Raw genomic sequence first — 22,184 nt, 5'->3', positions numbered from 1 at the left:
GCCCCGCGGGCTGAAGCCTCGCCCCCGTTCAGCTCGGTGGTCCGAAGCCTGGCTCCGCTGCCGTTCTGCACGGTGGTCCGAAGCCTGGCTCCGCTGCCGTTCTGCACGGTGGTCCGAAGCCCGGCCCCGTTCCCGTTCTGCACGGTGGTCCGAAGCCCGGCCCCGGCCGACTGATGCCCGCCCCCACGGCGCCCTGCTCGTCGCGGCCGGGTTCGCCATCGGCCTGCGGGCCTCGGTGGCACCCCGCCCAGCCATCGAGGGCGATGTACAGCGCTCCGCCCTCGACGCCCGCTCACCCCGCCAAGCCATCGAGGCTGACGCACCCCGCCCGCCCTCGACGCCCGCTCACCCCGCCTCGCCATCGAGGGCGACGCGCAACGCTCCGCCCTCGCCCGCTCACCCCGCCCCATCGAGGACCGCTCACCCCACCCCACCCCCGCCACCCACTCACCCCCGCCACTCGCTCACCCCACCCCGTCACCGAAGCCCGCTCACCCCACCCCGTCACCGCAGCCGCGTGACCGTCAGCAGGTACTCCTTGCGGTTCAGTGGGTTGTGATCCGTTCGCGTCCGCGCGGGTGGTTCGCCGGCGGCCGGGCGGTAGCCGGCGAACGCCGACTCCACGACGCCCTCGCCCCGCGTCAACCCCGGCAGCAACTGGCCCAGTTGATGGAGACTCGCCGCCGGGATCTCGCCCTCCAGCGTGCAGGCCGCACCCCGGATGTCCGGCGGCCTCGGTACGGCCCGCAGCCGGCCGAGCAGCGGAAGCACCGGACCGAGCGTGTCCGCGGGCAGGTCGAGGCGGAAGTGGTGCACCGGTTCCTCGGCCCGCGTGCCGGCCTCCCGCAGCGCGTCCATCAGGACGAGCGGCGTGACCAGCCGGAAGTCGCCCGCCGTACTCGACATGCTCTTGTCGAAGGTGGCGTGCGAGTGGCTCTGGCGCGGCCAGTACCCGCAGTGGGTCATCGTCACCTTGCAGTCGAGGACCCGCCAGCCGAGCAGCCCCTGGCCCAGCGTCTCGTACACCGTCTCCTCGACGGCCTTGAAGAACGCGTAGGGCATGGAGCCGAGTTCGACCTCGAGGCCGAACGACACCCCGCTGCCGGGCGGCGCCGGCTCGACCCGCAGCCCGACCGTGCCGAGGAACGGGAGCAGGTCCTTCTCGTACCCGTACCCGACCCCCAGCGGCCGCTCGACGCAGATCGTGGTCGTCTCACGGAAGGCGACATCGAGTCCGAACTCCTCGGCCAGCGTGGTCTGGATGACCTCCTTCTGCACCTCGCCGTAGAGGGAGAGGTGGACCTCGCCGCGTACCTCGTCCTGGCGCAGGCCGATCAGCGGGTCCTGCTCGGCGAGTTGGGCCAGGGCCAGGTGCAGCGCACCGCGGTCCGTGCCCGCGCCGGGGACCACCAGGGTCTCCAGGGTGGGCGGGGCGAAGTGCTGGTCGGCGGAGTCCTTGCGGGCCGCGCCGACCCAGTCCCCGATCCGTACCTCACCGAGCCCCCACACCTTCGCGATCTCACCGGACCGTACGGAGGAGCGGCGCTCCCCGGCGCCCTCGTGGAAGACCTCGACCGCCGTGACCTTGCCCTCGTGCGCCGCGCCGTCGCGGCCCACCGGGACACGGTCGCGTACACGCAGGGAGCCGGAGAACATCCGTACATACGCGATCTTCTCGCCGGCACCGCCGCGCTCGACCTTGAACACATTGCCCGAGAGCTCGCCGTCCCCCTCGGTCGCGGACGGCAGCAACGTGCGGATGCCGTCCATGAGTTGGGGCAGCCCGGTGCCGGTCACCGCCGAGCCGAAGAACACCGGGTGCACCAGGCATTCCCGGGTCTGCGCCGCGAGCGCGGCGAGCAGCCGCTCGTACGGGACGGCCGCGTCCGATACGTAGGCGGCGAGGAGTTCGTCGTCCTGCTCGGCCAGGACCTCGGTCAGCCGGCGGCGGAACGCGGCGTCCCCGGGACCGTGCGGGAGCGCGCGGGCCCCGCGGGTGCCGATGGCCTCCACCCGGCCCATCGCGGGCGCCGCCGGAGCGAGGCGGCGGGTGATCTGGTCCAGGGTGCGGGCGTACTGCGCACCGCCACGGTCGATCTTGTTGACGAAGACCAGCGTGGGGATGCCGAGGCGGCGCAGCGTCCGCAGCAGGATCCGCGTCTGCGCCTGTACGCCCTCGACGGCCGAGACGACGAGGACGGCGCCGTCGAGCACGCCGAGCGCCCGTTCCACCTCGGCGATGAAATCCGGGTGTCCCGGGGTGTCGATGAGATTGACGGTCACCAGGTCCTCGGGCGGCCCGAGCGGGAACGAGACGACCGCGGACTTGATGGTGATGCCGCGGCGCCGCTCCAGGGCGAGCGAGTCCGTCCGTGTGTTTCCTTCGTCGACGCTGCCGGGAGCGTCGATCACACCGGCGGCGTGCAGGAGCCGCTCGGTCAGGCTGGTCTTACCTGCGTCGACGTGGGCGAGAATGCCCAGATTGAGCGACCGGGTCGGTGATGACACGTAGCGTCATGTCCTTCGAAGAGGGGGTCGGGGTCTGCGTGCGGGACATGAATGTCTGGCGCATTGCCGTTACCTCCTCCGGGGCCGCTTCGTCGCGGCGGACGTCTGCGAGTACAGCAGGGCGTGCAGGGCCGGGCAACTGATTAAGCGGGGGCGACGCATCCGTCCGGCGGGCTCCCGTCGGATCCCGCCTGCTCCCGCCGCGTAACGCGCCGCTCGGCGGGCACCCGGTGCGGACGGGCCCCGTCGGCGGGGCCGTGCCGGTTCCTGAGCCGGCTTACCCACTGCCTCCCGAGGGGATGCGAACCATGCGCGCACTGACCTGGCAGGGCAAGCGGGACGTCCGGGTGGAGACCGTCCCGGATCCGCGGATCGAGGATCCGACGGACATCGTCGTCCGGATCACCTCCACAGGGATCTGCGGTTCCGACCTGCATCTGTACGAGGTGCTCGGCCCCTACCTCGACCCCGGCGACATCCTCGGCCACGAGCCCATGGGTGTCGTGGAGGAGGTCGGCCCCGAGGTGACCTCGCTGGTCCCCGGCGACCGGGTCGTCATCCCCTTCAACGTCTCGTGCGGGGACTGTTTCATGTGCGGCCAGGGCCTGCAGTCCCAGTGCGAGACCACGCAGGTGCGCGAGCGCGGCACCGGCGCCGCACTCTTCGGCTACACGAAGCTCTACGGCCAAGTACCGGGAGGACAGGCAGAGTTGATGCGGGTGCCCTTCGGGGACCGGCTCCCGATCAAGGTGCCGCACGGTCCCGCGGACGACCGGTTCGTGTACCTCTCCGACGTCCTGCCGACCGCATGGCAGGCCGTCGAGTACGCGGCGATCCCGCCCGGCGGCTCGGTGACCGTCCTCGGGCTCGGACCGATCGGCGCGATGGCCGCCCGGATCGCACGGCACCGGGGCGCGGGCCTGGTGGTGGGCGTCGACCTCGTGAACGCGCGCCTCACGCGCGCGGCCGAACACGGAGCGACCGGCCTCGACCTGCGCCGGCACGGCAAGGGCCTCGGCGACGCCATCCGCGACCTCACAGACGGACGCGGCACCGACGCGGTGATCGACGCGGTCGGCATGGAGGCGCACGGCGCACCCATGGCGAAGACCGCACAGCACGCCGTGGGACTGCTGCCCGACGCTCTCGCGGAACGCCTCATGGAGACCGCGGGCATGGACCGCCTCGCCGCCCTGCGGGTGGCGATCGACGTCGTGCGCAGGGGCGGCACGATCTCGGTGTCCGGTGTGTACGGCGGCGCGGCCGACCCGCTGCCGATGCTGACCCTGTTCGACAAGCAGATCCAGCTCAGGATGGGACAGGCCAACGTCAGGCGCTGGGTCGATGACATCCTGCCGCTGCTCACCGACGAGGACCCGCTGGGCGTCGACGCGTTCGCCACGCACCGGCTGCCGCTCGAAGAGGGGCCGCAGGCGTACAAGACCTTCCAGGAGAAGCAGGACGGGATGATCAAGACGCTGCTGATTCCCTGAGATCTGCTGTTTCCCCGGAGCCCCTGGTTCCAGTTCTCCTCGCGCTACCCGCGGCGTCGGCCCGGCCCCCGGTGCGCCGCCACGGCCGCACGGCGCACCGGGCCCCACGCCCGCAGCGCGGCCCGGGCGGCGTTCGCCCCCGGCGCGCCGTGTACACCGCCGCCCGGGTGGGCGGAGGCCGAGGCCAAGTAGAGGCCGCGTACGGGGGTTTCGGGGCGGCCTGTACCCGGCACGGGCCGGAACATCAGCTGCTGGTGCAGCGCGGCCGTACCGCCGTTGATCGCGCCGCCCCGCAGATTGGCGTCCGCCGCCTGGAGTGTGGGCGGCGCGAGGACGCGGCGGGCGCGGATCCGGTCACGGAAGCCGGGGGCGTACCGCTCGACCTGCGCCTCCATCCGCTCGGCCATCGCCTCCTGTTCGGCCTTGTCCCAGCGGCCGGTGATCCGCCCGCCGCCGGCGTCACCGCGGACGTTCTGCGGTACGTGGGTGTACGCCCAGGCGGACTCCGTACCGGCGGGGGAGCGGCTCGGGTCCGCGGTGGTCATCTGGCCGAACAGCAGGAACGGCTCGTCGGGCACCTGCCCCATGGCAAGTTGGGCGGCGTACCGGGTCAGCGCGTCGACCCCGTCGGCGAGATGCACGGTCCCCGCACCGGCCGCTTCGGGAGCGGTCCACGGCACCGGCCGGTCGAGCGCCCAATCCACCTTGACGGTCCCGAAGTCCCAGGCGAAGCGCCGCAGATCGTCGTGGACACGGGAGGGGAGGTGGGACGCGGCGACCAGCTCGCCATAGAGCTGCGGCGCGCTGACGTCGGCAAGGACGGCCTGCCGGGCGCGCACAGCGTCCCCGTCGGCGGTGCGCACGCCCAGCGCCTTGCCGCCGCGCACCACCACCTCGGTGACCCGCCGCCCGCAGTGCACGCTCCCGCCACGGTCCCGCAACCGCGCCACCAGCGCATCGGTGAGCGCGCCCGCGCCCCCGACCGGCACCGGGAAGCCATGGCTCTGGCCGAGCATGCACAGGAGCCAGCCGTACCCGCCGCTGCCCGCGGCCTCCGGGGCGAGGTCCGCGTGCAGCGCATTGCCGGCGAGCAGCAACCCGCCCCCCTCGCCGGCGAACTTCTCCTCGCCCAACCGCCGTACCGGCAGCAGCAGTTCCCGTACGAACCGCAGTCCGCCCGCGGCCCGCACCCGCGCGGCCAGGGCGGCGGCCGGCCGGACCGGGGGGAACGGGGTGAACAGCGCGTCGAGCACGGGCCCGCCCACCCGGTCCCAGCCCCGGCACAGCCCCAGCCACGCCTCGCCGTCGCCCGGCGCGAAGCGGTCGAGGTGGGCGGCCGTCACCGTCCGGTCGCGGTCGAGGACCGCGCACCGGCCGTCGGGCAGCGGATGGGCGAGGACGTGCGAGGCATGGCTCCAGCGCAGCCCGTACCGTTCCAGGCCCAGCGAACCGATCACCGGGGAGGCGGCGGCCAGGGGGTAGAAGGCGCTGAACACGTCGCTCACATAGTCCGGATGCACGTCGCGGTCGCTGCGCACCGCTCCGCCGGGCTCCTCCTGCGCTTCCAGGACGGTGACGCGCAGACCCGCTTCGGCCAGCAGGTTCGCCGCGACAAGACCGTTGGGACCGCTGCCGATCACCACGGCGTCAGGCATCGACGGCTGCCCCCTTCCGGTCCGGCGCCGCGTCCTGCCTGTTCTTGCCTTCCGGCTTGTTCTTCCCTTCCTTCTTCCCTTCCGGCGTCGAGGTCTCGACGACCCGGGCGAGCCTGCTGAGCAGGCGCCGGTGCCGCAGGTGCAGCAGGGTGTCGAGGGCGCTGTTGTGCAGGGCGCCACCCAGGCCGCGCAGCGGATGCTCGTCCAGGACGACCAGGGTGTGCTCGCCCCAGGGGCGGATGTCGAAGGCGATCCGCGCGGTGCCGAAAGGACCGCTGTGGGCCTCGAGTTCGAGCACGCGCGGCGGTTCGTGCCGGCGTACGACCGTGAAGCCCTCGACCTCCTTGGGGCCGAGACGGACCGTGTAGCGCAGCGACGAACCGGGGGCGGGCCAGTCGCCGTCGCCCGGGCAGGTCGAGTGCGTGCCGACCACCCAGTCGCAATAGCGCGCCTCGTCCCGGAGCACCTCCCACAGGGCGTCGGGAGGGCGTCGGATGAGCTGGTGCCGTATGGCCACGGTTGCCTCCAGGCGACTCGGCCGGACTCTGACCGTTCGGTGCTGATCACCGCACGGCTGCCGAGTGACCGCCTGCGCCCGGGCTACACCCGCCGCGCCCGCGCCCAGTGCTGAGTGGTCCGGATCCGTCCGGGTACCCGGCGCACGCGTCGGGGACAACCGGGACCCGGCGCCCCGAACGGAAGGAGCCGGGTCACGTGGCTGCCGAACCGGACCAGGTCGTCGTGATCACCGGAGCGTCGAGCGGAGTCGGCCGTGCCTGCGCGCGGGAGTTCGCCGGCCGCGGGTACGCCCTCGTGCTCGCCGCCCGCCGCGCGGAGGCACTGGAAGAATGCGCCGACGACGTCCGCGGTCGCCACGGCGCCCCGGTGCTGGTGGCGCCCACGGAGGTGACGGACGCCAAGGCGGTGGACGACCTGGCCCGCCATGCCGTCGCCTGCTTCGGGCGGATCGACGTCTGGATCAACAGCGCCGCCGTGGCGGCCTTCGGCCCCCTTGAGGACGTACCCCACGACGTCTTCCGGCACGTACTCGACGTGAACGTGCTCGGCTGCGTCAACGGCGCACGCGCGGCCCTGCGCGTGATGCGCGAGCAGGGGCACGGCACGGTCGTCAACGTGTCCTCAGTGGTGGGCGCCGCCGTCGTCCCGTACAACACCCCCTACGTGCTGTCGAAGGCGGCGGTCCGAGCTTTGGGCGGCAGTCTGCGGCAGGAACTCAGGCTGGCCGGACAGTGCGACGTCCACGTCTGCACCGTGCTCCCGGCGACCATGGACACACCCTTCTTCCGCGACGCGGCCAACTACTCGGGCCGCGCCGTGACTCCGATGGCGCCCGTCTACACCGCACAGCGCGCCGCCAAGACCATCGCGCGCCTCGCGCGGCATCCCCGCAGGGAGGCCTACGTCGGTCCCGCGGGCCGGGTCCTCGGCATCCAGGCAAAGCTGATGCCGGGCTTCGTGGAGCGTGTCATGGCGCATCAGATGGACCGCTCGCACCTCTCCCATACGCGGACGGCACCACCCACCGACGGCAACGTGCTGCGGCCGTCCCCCGAGCCTGCCGCGGAGACAGGAGGCTGGCACGGCCGCAGGCGCACGGCAGTGCGCAGGGCCGGCGCCGCGACCGTGGCATCGGCGCTGGCAGCGGGGGTGTACGCACGGTGGTCGGCCCGGAGGAGGGGCCCCGCCTGACCGTCACGCCCGGCCCTGACTGCCCCTGGTGCGACGCCGGCCCCCCGGCGGCGGGTGCGCAAGTGACAGGCGGACGCACCCGAACGCCCGCCCTCACGTGTCCTGTTCCTTCGGCACCTCCCGCGGCGCGAGCGGCCGCGTGGCCGGACCCTGGAGCACCGAGCCGTCCGGCGCGAAGCGCGAGCCGTGGCACGGGCATTCCCAGGCCGTCTCCGCCGCGTTGAAGGAGACCAGGCAGCCGAGGTGGGTGCAGCGCGCCGAAACGGCGTGCGCGCTGCCCGACGCGTCGCGGTAGACGGCGCAGCGGCTGCCGTCGAGCCGCACCACCGCGCCCGTACCCGGCGCGATCTCGGCGACCGAGTCGACATGTGTGGTACCGATGCGGCCGCCCACGAAGTGCCGTGCCACATCGACCTGTTGCTTCAGGAGCGCGGGCGCTTCCCGTACGGCGATCCACAGCCTGCGCGGGTCGTACAGCGCCGTCCACGGTGGCTCCTCGCCGTGCAGGAGCCGGGTCAGGAGCTGGCCGGCGAGTACGCCGCCGCTCATGCCCCAGCCGCCGAAGCCGGTGGCGACATAGGTGTGGCGGGCGCCCGGATGGTACCGGCCGATCATCGGGACGGTGTCGGTGACGTCGTTGTCCTGCGCCGCCCAGCGATAGGCGGTCGGTCCGACGGAGAAGTGCGCGCCCATCCACTTGTCGAGCCGCGCGAAACTGGCGGCCGGATCGCCCTCCCCCGGCGTGAAGCTCTCACCTGTCACGATCAGGAGCCGTCCACCGTCGCCGAACGGGGCGGTCCGCACAGACCGCTTGCCGTAGTCCTCGGTGAGGTACATGCCGGCCGGATCCTGGCCCGCGGCCAGGGGCGCGGCGACGACGAGTTCACGGCGGGGCGAAAGGCGTGCGAACAGCAGCGCACGGTCGAAGACCGGATAGTGCGTGGCGACGACCACGTCGCGCGCGGTCACGGTGTGCCCGGTCTCGGTCGTGACCCGGCACGGGGAACCTTCGTGCAGTCCGGTGACCCGGGTCCGTTCGTGGATCACTCCGCCGCGCGCCCGGAGGTCCTCGGCCAGGGCGAGGAGATAGGCGCGCGGATGGAACTGGGCCTGGCCCTCCACGCGTACCGCCCCCGCCACGTCGAAGGGCAGCCCTGTCTCCTCGACGTAATGGGCGTCGAGCCCCGCGGCCCGTGCGGCGTCCGCCTCCGCCCGCAGCACGGAACGGTTCTCCGGCCGGGTGCTGTACGTGAAGGCCGGGCGCCTCTCCCACGCGCAGTCCACCTTCAACTCGGCGCTGACGGTGGCGATGCGCTCGACGGCGCCCACCTGGGAACGGGCGTACAGGCGCGCGGCCTGCTCGCCGCGCGTGCTCAGGAGCCGGTCGTAGAGCAGCCCGTGCAGGGCGGACACCTTGGCGGTGGTGTGGCCGGTGACCCCGGCGGCGATGCGGTCGGCCTCCAGGACGACGACGTGCAGCCCGGTGCGGGCCAGCTCCCAGGCGGTGCTGAGCCCGGCGATACCGGCGCCGATGACCACGACGTCCGTCTCGGTGTCGGCGGTCAGCGGCGGCAGGTCCGTCGTCGGGCTCGCCGCCATCCAGTACGACTCGTCGCGGCCGGGCAGCGTCTCTTCGGCGAAGGTGTGGTGTGCGCTCATCCGGACTGAGTGCCTCGATTGCCGCAGAAGATGCCCGCAACCGGCGTACGGGCGTGTCCTCGGGCCTGTGACAAAGGTGACGCGTCGGTCACCGCGCCCGGGCCGCGGACGTGCGGCCCCGCGTCAGCAGCGCGCCGAGCGCGATCATGCCGAGCCCGAGACCGAAGTGCAGCCAGTCGTCCGCCGTGTTCACGGGCACGAAGTTGGCGCTGTCGCCATGGCCGACGAACAGGCCGTACAGCCACAGGACGAGGTAGACGGCGCCTCCGGCGAGGAGGTAGGTGCGGGCACCGGAGGCGGTGCGGGCCAGCGCGACCCCCGCGACACCGAACAGCAGATGGACCAGATTGTGCAGGACGGACACCTGGAAGATGCCGAGGAGTTCGGCCCCCGACTCGTGCGAGGCGAACTTCATGGTGTCGTAGTCCGTGGTGATCCCCGGAATGAAGCCGAGGATTCCGACCAGCAGGAATACCGCGCCGACAAGGAGCGCCGCCTGCTGGACGGGAGTACGGGCGCCGCCGGTCGCGGGCGCGTGCGAAGCCATCACAACTCGTTCCCTTCCTCGGGGACGCTCCGGCGAGCGCCCGGGCCCACGAGTACCCCGGTGCGGCCGTGGCATGGGCACCCGGGCGGCGGGTACCCGGCGGCTTCCGCCGTCCCGTCGTCCCGTCGTCCTGTCGTCCCGTCGTCCGTCGGCCGAGGAGGCCCGCATGACGTTCAACCCGCTGGAGCAGCGGGGCATCCCGCTGGACCGCCAGTTGCGCAACTGGCGCGAAATGGATGTCGAGCCGATCGACCCCGACCACTGCGACCCGTACACCAGGTGCCGGATCATCGCCATGAACGGGATCGAGACCGAGGCGGTGATGTTCAGTCACCAGTTCGCCCGGCACTGTCCCGATCCCGAGGTCAAGAGGCAGCTGGCGCAGGTCCGTTACATCGAGCAGCAGCAGCAGAAGGTCGTCAACTGGCTGCTGCCCGGCCTCTCCTCGGTCCTGGAGACCACCATCGCCTACGAACAGGTCGCGGTGGACCTGACCGCGTGGGTGGCGAGGGCGGAGCCCGATCTGTATCTGCAGCAGGCCTACCAGTTCGGTGTGCTCGAGGACTTCGACCATCTGTACCGGTACGCGAACCTCTACGAGATGATCGAGCACCGCAAGGCGGACGCGATCGTGGAAGGCCTGACCGAGGTGATGCCGGGCCGGCCCACCAAGTTCCACCACCGCCACCCCGAGGACAACGTCCGCGAACCGTACGACCGTACGACGGCGAACCCGCTGTCCAAGCTGCACGCGCTGACCATCATGTCCGCCGAGCAGCAGACCATGAACTTCTACATGAACGTCGGCCCCCAGTACATGGAGCCGATCGCCCGCCAGCTGTACCAGGAGATCGCCCTCATCGAGGAGGAGCACGTCACCCACTACGAGTCCCTGGTCGACCCGGGGGAGACCTGGTGGGAGCAGCTCGTCACGCACGAGTACAACGAGTGCTACCTCTACCACTCCTTCATGGAGCAGGAGTCCGACCCGCGGGTGAAGGCGATCTGGGAGCTCCACCTGAACATGGAGCTCGAACACCTGCGTATCGCCTGCGACTTGATGCGCCGGCACGACGGCCGCGAACCGCAGGAGATCGTCGCGCCCCAGCTGCCGCCCGTGCTCACCTTCGAGCCGAACCACGGGTACGTCCGCGAACTGCTCGACACCCAGATGGACCTGACGACGCTCGGTACCGGCTACGTGCAGGAGGCGCACGAGCGGTTCCAGAAGCTGCAGGAGCAGATCCACGGCGGCGAGGAGCCCCCCAGCGAACGCGTGATGGCGCAGCACCGGCAGCTCTTCGGCGGCGAGTACCGCTCGCAGCCCTCCGGTGAGCACCCGGATATGGCCTCGCGCGAACGGAAGGAGTGAGCGATGTCGCAAGCCCCCGAAGCACCTGACGCCCGCGTGGCCCCCGAATCCTCCGAAGATGCCGTGGCCCTGCTGATGCGGCAGCACGGTGACATCCGCAATCTCTTCGACGAGGTCGAGAAGACCTCGGGCGAGGCCCGCGCCGATGCCTTCCGCCGCCTGGTGCATCTGCTCGCCGTGCACGAGACGGCCGAGGAGGAGGTGCTGCACCCCATGGCGCGCACCGCCTACGCCGGCGCCGAGAAGGTCGTCGAGAAGCGGCTCGCCGAGGAGAAGGAGGCCAAGGAGCTCCTGTCCCGCCTGGACGGCATGGACACCGAGGACCCGAAGTTCCTGCCGCAGCTGCTCACCCTGCGCACCGAGGTGATGAAGCACGCGCGCGCCGAGGAACGCTACGAGTTCCTGCACATCCGCAGGAACTCGAGTCCCGCACAGCTCGCCACGATGGCCAAGGCGCTGCGGGCCGCGGAGGCGACGGCGCCCACCCATCCCCACCCGGGCGTCGAGTCCGCCACCAAGAACGCCCTGCTCGGCCCGGTCGCGGCGATCGTGGACCGCACGCGCGACGCGGTACGGAAGGCCATGGGGCGTTGACGGGGCACGGAAGGTCCCTGCGCGGCGGAGTCCTCGGCGGGGTCGGGCTCGCGGCCTTCGTCGACGAGGTGGTGTTCCATCAACTGCTGCACTGGCACCACTTCTACGACAAGGCCTCCAGCGAGGCCGGCCTCGTCTCCGACGGGATCTTCCATGCCTTCGGCTGGCTGGCGATGGTGTCCGCGGTGTTCCTGTTCGCGGACCTCAGACGCCGCGGCACGCTGGCGAGGACCGCCTGGTCGGCGGGGCTCTGCCTCGGGCTCGGCGGCTTCCAGCTGTACGACGGCACCTTCCAGCACAAGGTCCTGGAACTCCACCGGATCCGCTACGACGTGGAGTTGGCTCCGTACGACTGGACCTGGAACACCATCGCCGCCCTGTTCCTGATCGCCGGTGCGGTGCTCCTGGTCCGGGCCCGGGGCCGCCGATGACGGCGGTCCTCGGGTGGGCGGTGGCGGTGTGCTGCCTGGGGTACGTGGGCGCGGCGGCCCGGCTGCGCACGCGCGGGGACGCTTGGTCGCTCGCACGGACCGCGTCGTTCTGCGCGGGCGGCGCGGTCGTCGTCGCCGCGCTCTCCGCCCCCTGGGACGCGTGGCCGCCGTTCACCGGCCACATGGCCGCGCATCTGGCCCTCGGGATGGTCGCTCCGCTGCTGCTCGCCGTGGGCCGGCCGGTCACCCTGGCGCTGCGCGCCCTGCCCGTCGCACCGCGGCGCGCTCTGCTCGGCTGCGTCCGCTCGCGGGCCGCGGCCCAGCTGATGTGGCCGCCCTTCGCCGCGCTCGTCCACACCGCGAGTCTGTGGGCGCTGTACCGGACGCCCGTCCTCGCGGCCGTACACCACAGGCCGTGGGCGCATCTGCTGGTCTCGGTCCATCTCCTGCTTTCCGGGCTCCTGTTCACGTTCGCGGTGCTGGCCGCGGAACCGGTGCGGCACCGCACCGGAACCGCCCTGCGCGCCGGGGCGCTGCTCGCCGCCTCGGCCGCACACGGCGTCCTGGCCAAATCCCTGTACGCCACGGCCCCGCCCGGCACGGCGTACCGCCCGGACGATCTGCACGCCGGCTCCCAACTCATGTACTACGGCGGGGACATCACCGGCATCGCCCTCGCGGTGCTGCTCGCCCACCAGTGGTACGCGGCCGGCGGCCGGGCCCTGCACCGCGAGCGCCGCCACGCACTCGGCGGGGCGCGACCCGGGGCCGCCGCGCTGCGGGATTGACCCCTGCCCGCCGGGGTACGCGCCACTCCCCACCCCGTCCGTACGGAGAGGCTGCCCAGGCATGAGCGTGATCGAGGGCTCGGTCGAGGTCGACGTGCCGATCAGGACGGCCTACAACCAGTGGACCCAGTTCGAGAGTTTCCCCCGGTTCATGGACGGCGTGGAGCGGGTCGACCGGCCGCAGGCCACCTTGTCGCACTGGGTGACCCGCATCGCCGGTGTGACCCGCGAGTTCGACGCGAAGGTCGTCGAGCAGCGCCCCGACGACCTGGTGGCCTGGTGCAGCCTGGACGAGCCCGACCACGCGGGGACGGTGAGCTTCGAGCCCCTCGGCGAGAGCCGCTGCCGGGTGACGTACCGCCTCGAATTCGCCCCGCAGGGCCTGCTTGAGCGGGCCGGTGACGCGATCGGTCTGGTCCGCAGGCAGGCCGAGGCCGGTCTGCGGGGCTTCAAGGAGTACATCGAGGGCCAGGGCAGGGAGACCGGCGCGTGGCGCGGCACCATCAGCGGCGGCCAGGTGAAGCCGCACGCCGGCCACCGGCCACGGCCGGTGCCGCACTGGCCCACCGGCTGAAGCGACGCCGGGCCCCGAGGAGAGCGGAGACCGAGCGCAAGGCTCTGACTCACTGGAGCCGACGAGACCGAGCGAAAGGCTGACGCGGTGCGAGAGTCATCGACTGCAGACCCGGGCGGCGAGCACGCGAGGGTCACGCCGCCGAAGACGTGGGCGGCCGGTGTCCCGGCCGTCGCCGAGGCGCTCCGGTACTCCCTGTCCGAGACGTCCCCGCGGCGTGCGGGCCGCAATCTGCTCGACCTGAACCAGACCAAGGGCTTCGACTGCCCCGGCTGCGCCTGGCCCGATCCGGAGCCGGGCGAACGGCACGTCAACGAGTACTGCGAGAACGGTGCGAAGCACACCAACGACGACGCCACCTCCCGACGTATCACCCCCGAGTTCTTCGCGCGCCATTCCGTCTCCGAGCTCGCGGGGGCCTCCGACCGCTGGCTGAACCAGCAGGGGCGGCTGACGCACCCCATGGTCAAACGGCCCGGCTCCGACCACTACGAGCCCATCAACTGGCATGACGCGCTGGGGCTGCTGGCCGCGGAGCTACAGGCTCTCGGCACCCCCGACGAGGCGGTCTTCTACACCTCGGGCCGGGCCGGCAACGAACCCGCGTTCGTACTGCAGCTCTTCGCCCGCGCGCTGGGCACCAACAACCTGCCGGACTGCTCCAACCTGTGCCACGAGTCCAGCGGCACCGCGCTCCACCAGACGCTGGGCATCGGCAAGGGCGATGTGAGCCTGCCCGACCTCCACCACGCCGACCTCGTCCTCACCCTGGGCCAGAACCCGGGCAGCAACCACCCCCGGATGCTGTCCGCGCTCGAAGTGACCAAGCGCAGGGGAGGGGAGATCGTCGCCGTGAACCCGCTGCCCGAAGCGGGTCTGATGCGCTTCAAGAACCCGCAGAAGCCGAGCGGTGTCGTCGGCCGCGGCACCAATATCGCCGACCAGTTCCTCCAGATCCGCCTGGGCGGAGACCTCGCCCTGTTCCAGGCCCTGAACCTCCTGTTGCTCGAAGCCGAGGAGGCCGCGCCCGGCACGGTCCTGAACCGCGCCTTCATCGAGGAACACACCGACGGTTTCGAGAAGTTCGCCGGCCATCTGCGCCGCACCGTCTCCTGGCCGGACGTCCTGGCCGCGACAGGCCTCGCCCGCGCACAGATCGAGGAGCTGCGGGACCGGGTCATCGCCGGCGAACGGATCATCGTCTGCTGGGCGATGGGCCTCACGCAGCAGAAGCACGCGGTGCCCACCATCCGCGAACTGGTCAACTTCCTTCTGCTACGGGGCAGCATCGGCAAACCCGGCACGGGCGTGTGCCCGGTCCGCGGACACAGCAACGTCCAGGGCGACCGGACCATGGGCATCTGGGAGCAGATGCCGCAGGACTTCCTCGACGCGCTGGAGCGGGAGTTCTCCTTCAAGCCGCCCACCGAGCACGGCCTGGACACGGTGAACGCGATCCGCGCCATGGCCGAAGGACGGATCAAGGTCTTCCTCGGGCTCGCGGGCAACTTCGTACGCGCCACGCCCGACAGCGACTTCACCGCGGACGCCGTACGCCGCTGCCGCCTCACCGCGCATATCTCCACGAAGCTCAACCGCTCCCACACGGTTTGCGGCGAGACCGCGCTGATCCTGCCCACCCTCGGCCGCAGCGAGCGGGACTGCCAGAGCGGCGGCGAGCAGTTCATCACCGTCGAGGACTCCATGAGCCAGGTGCACGCCTCGGCGGGGCAGCTGGAGCCGGCGTCGAAGCACCTGCTCAGCGAGGTCGCGATCCTCAGCAGGCTCGCCCGCCGCACGCTCGGCGACCAAGTGCCCGTCCCCTGGGAGGAGTTCGAGGCGGACTACGGTCATATACGGGACCGGATCGCAAGGGTCGTGCCGGGCTTCCGCAACTTCAACTCCCGGGTGGCCAAGCCCGGCGGCTTCGGTCTGCCGAACCCGGTCAACGACGGCGTCTTCCCCACGCCCAGCGGCAAGGCGCAGTTCACCTGCAACGACTTCGAGGCGCCGGGCACACCCGAGGGGCATCTCCTGCTCCAGACGCTGCGCTCGCACGACCAGTGGAACACCGTCCCGTACACCATGAACGACCGTTACCGGGGCATCCACGGCTCGCGCCGCGTCCTCCTGGTCAACCCGGCCGACCTGCGCGCCCTCGGTTTCGACGGGGGCGACCTGGTGGACGTGATCAGCGTCTGGCGCGACGGCACCGAGCGGCGTGCGGCGGGCTTCCGGCTCGTCCCGTACGCGACGCCGCCGGGCTGTGCGGCCGCGTACTACCCGGAGACCAACGTCCTCGTGCCGTTGGACAGCGTGGCCGACCACAGCAACACACCGACCTCCAAAGGCATCGTGATCCGCCTCGAACCGCGCTCCAAGGCACCGTGAGCGGCCTCGCCGCACCCGCGGTGCGGGGTGGCGACCTCTCCCGTCTTCGGGCCCCTGCTTTCCGCAGGCCTCCCGCACGCTTGCCGTCTGCCGGCACTACTCCTGCTGTACGTCTTCGCCGCCGTCATCCCCTTCCCCCGGAGCCGGCCGCCGCCGCAGTGCCGGCAGGACCGGCAGCACCGCCGCCGCCTGGGACGGGGCGGGCGCCGGTGCGCGCCGGCATACGAGGGCATCGGGATCCGTGGCCGGTACCTGGAGGCTGTAGCCCTCGGGGCAGGAGGGTCCCGCCTCGCCGCGCGGGCCCTGCGCGCCCTCGGGACCCACGGGTCCGGCCGGTCCCGGGTCGCCCCGCTCACCCTTCGTACCGCCGTCGCCGGGCGGCCCCGCGGGACCGGCCGGACCCATGGCGCCGTCCGCGCCCGCCGGTCCGGGGGCGCCACCGGCCCCCGGATCGCCCGAGGGGCCGGGCGCACCGTCCGCACCGGGGGGACCGGAAGGGCCGACGGGCCCGCGCTCTCCCCGCGCCCCGCTCGCGCCCGCCTTGCCGCTCGCGCCCGCCCTGCCGGGAGCGCCGGGGCTTCCGGCCGGTACGCGCACCCGCGCCAGCAGATCGTCCACCGCCTCCGACGGATCGGGCGCGGCCGGGGTTTCGCCCGCCGCCGAGACCTGGCGGCGCAGCGTGCGGACGTCCTCGGCGAGCGTCGACAGGGCCTCGCCCCTGCGCGTCGCCTCCTGCGCGAGACGGTCGGCCCGGCGCTCGCCCTCGTCGATACGGGCCCACAGGATGACGGCGATCCCGGACAGCGCGATCAGGAGGCAGACGAGGAAGATCTTGCGCCAGCGCAGCGCGAGCAGCCGCTCGATGCGGTTGGTCACGGGTGCCTCCGGGGGCGGGCGGGAGCCGAAGCGGGGGTGGCGCGATGGGCGCCGCGGGGGAGGAGGGCGGTGTGGTCCACGCTCCCGGGAAGCGGAGCGGCGGCGCGCGGCGCACCTCCCGGATACGGGACACGGCGTCGTACAGGAGGAATCAATGCGGACCTCCGAGCCGGTGTACGTCGAGGCGCAGCCGGGCGATCTCCGTCTGATCGGCCGCGTGCAGACTGGCCAGTTCGGCGATGCGGGAGTCGCGTTCGGCGACCTGGCGTTCGAGCCGGTCGCGTTCCGCCTGTAATCGCTCCGTCAGGCTCGAATATCCGGTCAGCGCGTTCTCGCCGCGCTTGCCGAGGTATGCCACCAAGGCCGCGCCCAAGACCCCCACGCAGGCCAAGGTCGAGCCGAGCAGGGTGGTGCCGGCATCCAAGGAGTGCCTCCTACTTGGCCACCGGATTGTGCCGGTGTGAACTCTCGGCGGAACAACGAGCGCGGAGCGAACTTGTTTGCTCCGATGTGCCCGGTACATCCGGAAGTGTGCTGACGGTGCGTCACTTCCGGTGCGTCAGCGAGGGGCTCCGCGGCCGGATCCGGTGGGGTTCCTGCGTACGGACGGCGGGTCTCTTGCGTACGGATCCGGCGGGCGCCCCGCGCGCGACCGTGTGGGATGTGCCGGACGTGGTACCCGGCCGGCATGAAGGCAGCGACCAAGGTGCGCGGTTGGCTTGACGGACTCCGCAAGGGATGGGGCTCCGGGCCCCGGCCCGCGGCCACGCCCCGGGAGAGCGACGTCGCGCAGGACGCGGCCGTCGCGGGCTCCCGGCCGGCCGGCGGTGAGCGGCCCGGGGAGGACCGGCCGGGAGACGAGGGCACCCGGGGGTCGACCACCGGCAGCGGGCCCAGCGGGCGGCCGGTGGGCCGGGTGGCCGGTGAGGACGCCGGCGACGTGGGGGAGAGCGGGGCGGAGGCGCGCGGAGAGCGCTGAGACGAAGCGATGACGCGGGCGACCTGACGTGGACCCTGCCGGATGACGCGGGCGAACGGACGCGGACGAACCGAGTGCTGACGCAGGTGAAGCGCCCGAGCTCAGGCCGCCGGTGCCTCGAAGCCGTGCACCGAAGCGTCGCGTACCGTCCGTCCCAGCTCGCCCGGGCGTATCGCCGCGCGCGTGCCTGCTTCGAACGCGCCCCGTACCAAAGGCAGTTGTTCAAGGCGGGGCGACAGGGCGGCGAGAGCGATGGCCGCGATCACACCCGTCCACGCGACCGGACCCAGCGGAGTGCAGCCGAAGAAGTGGCTGACGCCCGGGGTCTGCACCAGCGCGGCGAGCACCGCCGCCGAGCCCAGTGCCGTGACCCACACCAGCGGGCTGTGCCGCCGGCCCGCAAGGGTCTGGACGAGCTGGGCGCCGACCACTCCGCACAGCGCCATCGTGCTCGACCGCCGGACGGTGCCCGGCGTGAACCGGCCGATCAGATACGCGGTCACCGCCCCCAGGCATGTGGTCACCCCGCGCCGGCGGATCTGCCGCAGCAGCGGCTCGCCGAGAAGGTGCGTGCCCATCGGCCGCGCCGCCTGCCGGGCGCTGCTCTCGTCGTCGCTCGGCGTCACCGCCACGGCCAACGCAGGGAACATGTCCGTGAGCAGATTGACCAGGAGCAACTGCCGCGTGGAGAGCGGCGAGGCGCCCGAGACCAGGGTGCCGAGCACGCTGAACCCGACCTCGCCCGCATTGCCGCCGATCAGGATGCTGATCGCGTCGGCCACGCTGCGCCACAGCGCGCGTGCCTCGTCCACGGCGTCGGCCAGGACCGACAGATCGCCGTCCGTGAGCACGATGTCGGCCGCGCCCCGTGCGGCGGCCGAGCCGCGGGTCATGAGGGCGACGCCCACGTCCGCGGCGCGGATGGCGGCGGCGTCGTTGGCGCCGTCCCCGGTCATCGCCACGACCCGCCCCGCTTCCCGCAGCGCCTCGACGACGTGGAGCTTCTGCTCGGGCGCGACCCGGGCGACGACCTCCGCCCGGTGCAGCGCCGCGGCGCGGTCGCCGCGGTCCATGGCGAGCAGCTCGTCCCCGGTGATCACCTCCGTGTCCTCGGACCAGCCCAGCTGGACGGCGACCGCGTGCGCGGTGCGCGGATGGTCGCCGGTGAGCATCACGGGCAGGACGCCCGCGTCCCGCAGCCGCGACAGAAGGGCGGCGGAGGTGGGGCGGGGGACATCGGCCAGGGCGAGCAGGCCCTTGAACTCCAGGTCCTGGAGCGGGTCTTCGAGCCCGCGGCCCCGGGCGGTGGCCACGGCGAGCACCCGCAGGCCCTCGCCGGCCAGGCGCTGTGCCGCCTCGGAGGCGTGCGCGGGCAGGTCGCGGCAGGCCCGCAGGACGACCTCGGGCGCCCCCTTCACCACGAGGACGTCATCGGCTCCGTTGCGTCCCGTGGCGGCGGCATAGCCGCGGCTCGCCTCGAACGGCAGCTCCTCGCGCGCCTCCCACACATCGTCCCCGGGCGCCGCGGCGAGCACCGCCTCGTCGGTGGCATGCCGTGGCCGCCGCCCGTCGCCTTGGTCCGGCTGCGGGCAGGCCCGGGCGGCCAACGTCCTCACCTCTACGGTGTGTTCGTCCTCCGCTCCGTACAGCGTGCCGTCCGCCGTGGCGACGCGTACGAGATGCAGCCGGTTCTCCGTGAGCGTCCCCGTCTTGTCGAAGCACACCGTGTCGACCCGGCCGAGCGCCTCCAGGGTGCGGGGCGTCCGCACGAGCACGCCCCGGCGCGAGAGCCGCCGTGCCGCCGCCATCTGGGCCACGGTCGCGACGAGGGGCAGACCCTCGGGCACGGCCGCGACGGCCACCGCGACCCCGCTGCTCACGGCGCGCCGCAGCCCCGTGCCGCGCAGCACGGCCAGACCGCTCACGGCCGCGCCGCCGAACAGCGTCAACGGCAGCGCCTTGCGCGTCAGTTCCTGCAGCCGGGCCTGGACTCCGGCGGCCGGCGGGGTGCGGGCGGCGAGGGTGGCGGCCCGCCCCGCCTCGGTGCGCTCGCCCGTGCCCACCACCACGGCCGTGGCCTCGCCGGCGACCACGGTGGTCCCCTCGAAGACCATGCAGTGGCGTTCCGCCACGGGGGCGTCCGGCGTCGGACCGGTCCCCTTGCCGACCGGCAGGGACTCGCCGGTCAGCGAGGACTCGTCGACCTCGAGACCCTCCTGCTCCACGATCCGCGCGTCCGCGGGGACGACGTCGCCCGCGACGAGGACGATCCGGTCGCCGGGCGCCAGGCGGGCCGCGTCCGTGGTCAGGGCTCCGTTCGCCCCCGGTCCGGCTGCCCCCGCTCCGTTCGCCCCTGTTCCGGCCGCGACTTTCCGCGCCTTCGGTTTCTGCTCCGCCGCGAGGCCGGCGAGCGCCTGCTCGGCCCGCAGCCGCTGGATGCCGCCGGCCAGCGCGTTGAGATCCATGGCGCCCACCACCAGGAGCGCGTCCACGACCGAGCCGAGCAGCGCGGAAGCGGCCGCACCCGTGGCGAGCACCGGCGTGAGCGGATCGTCGAGCTCCTTGCGTACGGCGCCGGTCAGTTGCAGCGTCCAGCGCGCGGGGGCCAGCAGGGGCGAGCCGAGCGTGGCGCGGGTGCGCCGGCCGGCCGCCGCGCGCCATCGTTCGACGGCCGACGGCTCCGCGGCCGCCCGCGCGAGCCGGGCCTCGGCCTCGTCGACGGTCAGCTCGTGCCACGGCACGCGCGCACGCGGCTTCGGCGGGCGGGCCCGCGCCACCTCGGCGGCGGACCGCAGGCCGCCGAACAGGGCGAGTGAGGCGGCGGAGTTCACCGGAGCGTGCCGCGTGCCGGGCAGGGCGGGCCAGGAGCGCGGCCGTGTGCCGGCCGCGACCATCAGTCCGGACAGGGCGGCGCCGGCCCGCGCGAGCATCAGGGACCGGCTGCCCACGCTCCGGGCCGCCGGGATCGCGGCCACGAGCCGCCACACATCGGTGAGTCCGCCGCGCGCGAGCACATCCGCGCCCCACGCCACGGCGGAGTCCGCGTCGGTGACGGCGACGGCGATGTCCCCGGCCAGCAGGCCCCGCAGCACCTCCTCGTCACCGGAGGCGGGCACCCGTGCCACGGTCATGACCGTCCGCCCCTCGTCGTGCAGTCCGGACACGATCCGCTCCAACGGCCGCCCCCGCGGGGCCACTTCATCGGCCACGGAGGTGAACTCGGACAGCGCCGGATCGCTGGTGAGCACCACATGCAGCCCCGCTCGCCGGGCCGCGTCGAGCACGGCCTCCGTCAGCGGATCGGCCTCGGGCTCTTCCCGTACGGGGGCAGTCTCCGCGGCGGTGCCGATACGAGCACCGGCACCGATACAGGCACCGGCATCGACACCGGCACCAGCACCGGCATCGAGACCGGCACCGGGATCGAGACCGGCACCGGCATCAGCACCGGTCCGCGTCGCATCCCGTCCCCGCAGCGCCCCCGCCTCCAGAACCAACGTGTCCACGAGCTCGAGCCGCCGCAGCCGGCGCGCATCGCGTACGAGCACGCCGTCGCGCGCCAGCCCCAGGCCGAGTACGGAGCCGAAGGCCGCCGGTCCGTACCGTGCCGCCTTCGGCGAGCCGGCGAGCACCGCCTCCGCGGCCTCGCGCAGATCGTGTTTGACCAGGAGCGCCGCCGCGGCCCCCGCCCCGCTGCCCGCGCCCGCCGCGGCCGCGTACTCCTGGGCGGGCGTCACACGCAGCGCGGGCCGCGCGGCACCGGGCTCGCCGACGCTGCGCCGTCCCGGCGCGCACACCTCGTCGTGCGCGGTCTCGAAGAGCGCCGCACGCGCCGTCGCCTCCGCCAACTGGCCGGTGCGCAGCGCCGCGTCGAGCACCAGCGCCACAGGGGACTGGCCCGCTCCGTGGGCCGCGGCGTTGGCCGCCGCGAGCACCAGATCGCGCCCCGTACGGCCGAACCGACCGCGCAAGGCGGCTCGCGCCCGCGGGCTCTCCCGCAGCAGCGTCACCCCCGCGGTGACCAGGCGTGAAGAGGCGGGCAGTCGTAGGGCGAGCCCCGCCACGGCCCCCGCCACCCCCGCGGCGTCCAGGGCCAGCGCGGCCGCCGCCGTGCGGACCTCGCGTACGTCTCCCGGATGGGTGAGCTCCTCGTCCAGGACGTCCTCGGTCAGCTCCAGGCCGTGCTCGGCGAGGAGTTGGAAGACCTCCTCCAGTACGGACTCGGTGTCGGCGCCGGAGGCCAAGGAGAGCACCACCCGCTCAAGACCTTCGTCCCAGTGCACCTGCCGGATCGCGGGATGCCGCGCGATCCGGCCCGCCGCCCGCCGGGCGGCCGCCCCGAGCCGGTCCCGCCTGCGCCCCGGGGTGCTCGACCGCAGCGGGACGTGCACACGGGAGCCCGCCCGCCAGCCGGGACCGTGCCCCGGCAGCGCGCCGGCCGCGACGTGCTCCACCCGGACCGCCGCGGTGCCCACGGCCGCCGTCGCGTTCGCGGCGGCCCGCAGCGCACCCGTCGTCATCCCGGCGGCCGCACCCACGAGCGAGGCCGGTCGAAGCCGCCGAGGCATGCCGAAGTCCATGTCCGTCCCTCACCCGAGCCCGCTGTC

At 73.2% G+C, this 22,184-nt stretch carries 17 protein-coding genes; 9 read left to right on the top strand and 8 right to left on the bottom strand.

Features of this window, described 5'->3' with window-relative positions; all coding sequences use genetic code 11:
* Window positions 1–504: 504 nt before the first annotated feature.
* Window positions 505–2,508, bottom strand: a complete 2,004-nt coding sequence (locus H9Y04_RS09485) for an elongation factor G (protein ID WP_187813290.1) — start codon at window positions 2,506–2,508, stop codon at window positions 505–507.
* A 308-nt stretch (window positions 2,509–2,816) separates the two neighbouring features.
* Here H9Y04_RS09485 and H9Y04_RS09480 point away from each other — a divergent pair, with 308 nt between their 5' ends.
* The gene (locus tag H9Y04_RS09480; protein WP_187813289.1) at window positions 2,817–4,001 is read left to right on the top strand and encodes a zinc-dependent alcohol dehydrogenase; all 1,185 of its coding nucleotides are present in this window, start codon (window positions 2,817–2,819) and stop codon (window positions 3,999–4,001) included.
* 44 nt (window positions 4,002–4,045) lie between these two features.
* On the opposite strand, the gene H9Y04_RS09475 is transcribed toward H9Y04_RS09480, so the two are convergent.
* Both H9Y04_RS09475 and H9Y04_RS09470 read right to left on the bottom strand, forming a co-directional pair.
* Window positions 4,046–5,656: a phytoene desaturase family protein gene (locus tag H9Y04_RS09475; RefSeq protein WP_187813288.1), complete on the bottom strand. Its 1,611-nt coding sequence runs from the start codon at window positions 5,654–5,656 to the stop codon at window positions 4,046–4,048.
* Window positions 5,649–6,173 (bottom strand): SRPBCC family protein, encoded by a 525-nt coding sequence (locus H9Y04_RS09470; protein ID WP_187813287.1) that lies wholly within the window; start codon window positions 6,171–6,173, stop codon window positions 5,649–5,651. The genes H9Y04_RS09475 and H9Y04_RS09470 overlap by 8 nt, the downstream gene beginning before the upstream one ends.
* A gap of 197 nt (window positions 6,174–6,370) precedes the next feature.
* Here H9Y04_RS09470 and H9Y04_RS09465 point away from each other — a divergent pair, with 197 nt between their 5' ends.
* Window positions 6,371–7,366, top strand: a complete 996-nt coding sequence (locus H9Y04_RS09465; protein WP_187813286.1) for an SDR family oxidoreductase — start codon at window positions 6,371–6,373, stop codon at window positions 7,364–7,366.
* A gap of 93 nt (window positions 7,367–7,459) precedes the next feature.
* On the opposite strand, the gene H9Y04_RS09460 is transcribed toward H9Y04_RS09465, so the two are convergent.
* Entirely contained in the window at window positions 7,460–9,025 is a 1,566-nt protein-coding gene (locus H9Y04_RS09460; protein WP_187813285.1) for an FAD-dependent oxidoreductase, read from the bottom strand.
* Between the two features lie 88 nt (window positions 9,026–9,113).
* Window positions 9,114–9,572, bottom strand: a complete 459-nt coding sequence (locus H9Y04_RS09455; protein WP_187813284.1) for a DUF4383 domain-containing protein — start codon at window positions 9,570–9,572, stop codon at window positions 9,114–9,116.
* A 166-nt stretch (window positions 9,573–9,738) separates the two neighbouring features.
* Between H9Y04_RS09455 and H9Y04_RS09450 the strand changes: the two genes are divergently transcribed.
* The 6 genes from H9Y04_RS09450 (at window position 9,739) to H9Y04_RS09425 (ending at window position 15,722) form a co-directional block, all read left to right on the top strand.
* A complete protein-coding gene (locus H9Y04_RS09450) occupies window positions 9,739–10,944 on the top strand; it encodes a hypothetical protein (RefSeq protein WP_187813283.1) in 1,206 nt (401 codons plus the stop codon).
* Between the two features lie 3 nt (window positions 10,945–10,947).
* Complete coding sequence (locus tag H9Y04_RS09445) at window positions 10,948–11,538, top strand: hemerythrin domain-containing protein (RefSeq protein WP_187813282.1); 591 nt, start codon at window positions 10,948–10,950, stop codon at window positions 11,536–11,538.
* On the top strand, window positions 11,535–11,969 hold the full coding sequence (locus H9Y04_RS09440) for a DUF2243 domain-containing protein (RefSeq protein ID WP_214661065.1): 435 nt from the start codon (window positions 11,535–11,537) through the stop codon (window positions 11,967–11,969). Before H9Y04_RS09445 ends, H9Y04_RS09440 begins: the two co-directional genes overlap by 4 nt.
* The gene (locus tag H9Y04_RS09435; protein WP_187813281.1) at window positions 11,966–12,757 is read left to right on the top strand and encodes a cytochrome c oxidase assembly protein; all 792 of its coding nucleotides are present in this window, start codon (window positions 11,966–11,968) and stop codon (window positions 12,755–12,757) included. The genes H9Y04_RS09440 and H9Y04_RS09435 overlap by 4 nt, the downstream gene beginning before the upstream one ends.
* Before the next feature lie 61 nt (window positions 12,758–12,818).
* Window positions 12,819–13,331 carry an SRPBCC family protein gene (locus tag H9Y04_RS09430; protein ID WP_187813280.1) on the top strand — a complete coding sequence of 171 codons (513 nt, stop codon included), beginning with the start codon at window positions 12,819–12,821 and terminating at the stop codon, window positions 13,329–13,331.
* 87 nt (window positions 13,332–13,418) lie between these two features.
* Window positions 13,419–15,722 (top strand): FdhF/YdeP family oxidoreductase, encoded by a 2,304-nt coding sequence (locus H9Y04_RS09425; protein ID WP_187813279.1) that lies wholly within the window; start codon window positions 13,419–13,421, stop codon window positions 15,720–15,722.
* Between the two features lie 96 nt (window positions 15,723–15,818).
* Here H9Y04_RS09425 and H9Y04_RS09420 read toward each other — a convergent pair whose 3' ends face one another.
* Together H9Y04_RS09420 and H9Y04_RS09415 are read right to left on the bottom strand one after the other, a co-directional pair.
* The gene (locus tag H9Y04_RS09420) at window positions 15,819–16,598 is read right to left on the bottom strand and encodes a collagen-like domain-containing protein (protein WP_187813278.1); all 780 of its coding nucleotides are present in this window, start codon (window positions 16,596–16,598) and stop codon (window positions 15,819–15,821) included.
* Between the two features lie 151 nt (window positions 16,599–16,749).
* The gene (locus H9Y04_RS09415; protein ID WP_187813277.1) at window positions 16,750–17,022 is read right to left on the bottom strand and encodes a hypothetical protein; all 273 of its coding nucleotides are present in this window, start codon (window positions 17,020–17,022) and stop codon (window positions 16,750–16,752) included.
* A 264-nt stretch (window positions 17,023–17,286) separates the two neighbouring features.
* Here H9Y04_RS09415 and H9Y04_RS09410 point away from each other — a divergent pair, with 264 nt between their 5' ends.
* Window positions 17,287–17,577 (top strand): hypothetical protein, encoded by a 291-nt coding sequence (locus H9Y04_RS09410; protein WP_214661064.1) that lies wholly within the window; start codon window positions 17,287–17,289, stop codon window positions 17,575–17,577.
* Window positions 17,578–17,678: 101 nt separating this feature from the next.
* Here the strand turns inward: H9Y04_RS09410 and H9Y04_RS09405 are convergent, their stop codons facing one another.
* Window positions 17,679–22,157: a cation-translocating P-type ATPase gene (locus tag H9Y04_RS09405; RefSeq protein ID WP_236070695.1), complete on the bottom strand. Its 4,479-nt coding sequence runs from the start codon at window positions 22,155–22,157 to the stop codon at window positions 17,679–17,681.
* Window positions 22,158–22,184: the final 27 nt, after the last annotated feature.

This window comes from Streptomyces polyasparticus, assembly GCF_014493765.1.
Taxonomy (GTDB): domain Bacteria; phylum Actinomycetota; class Actinomycetes; order Streptomycetales; family Streptomycetaceae; genus Streptomyces; species Streptomyces polyasparticus.
Note: the sequence above shows the minus strand (reverse complement) of the source record. Positions and strands in the feature narration are given on the sequence as shown.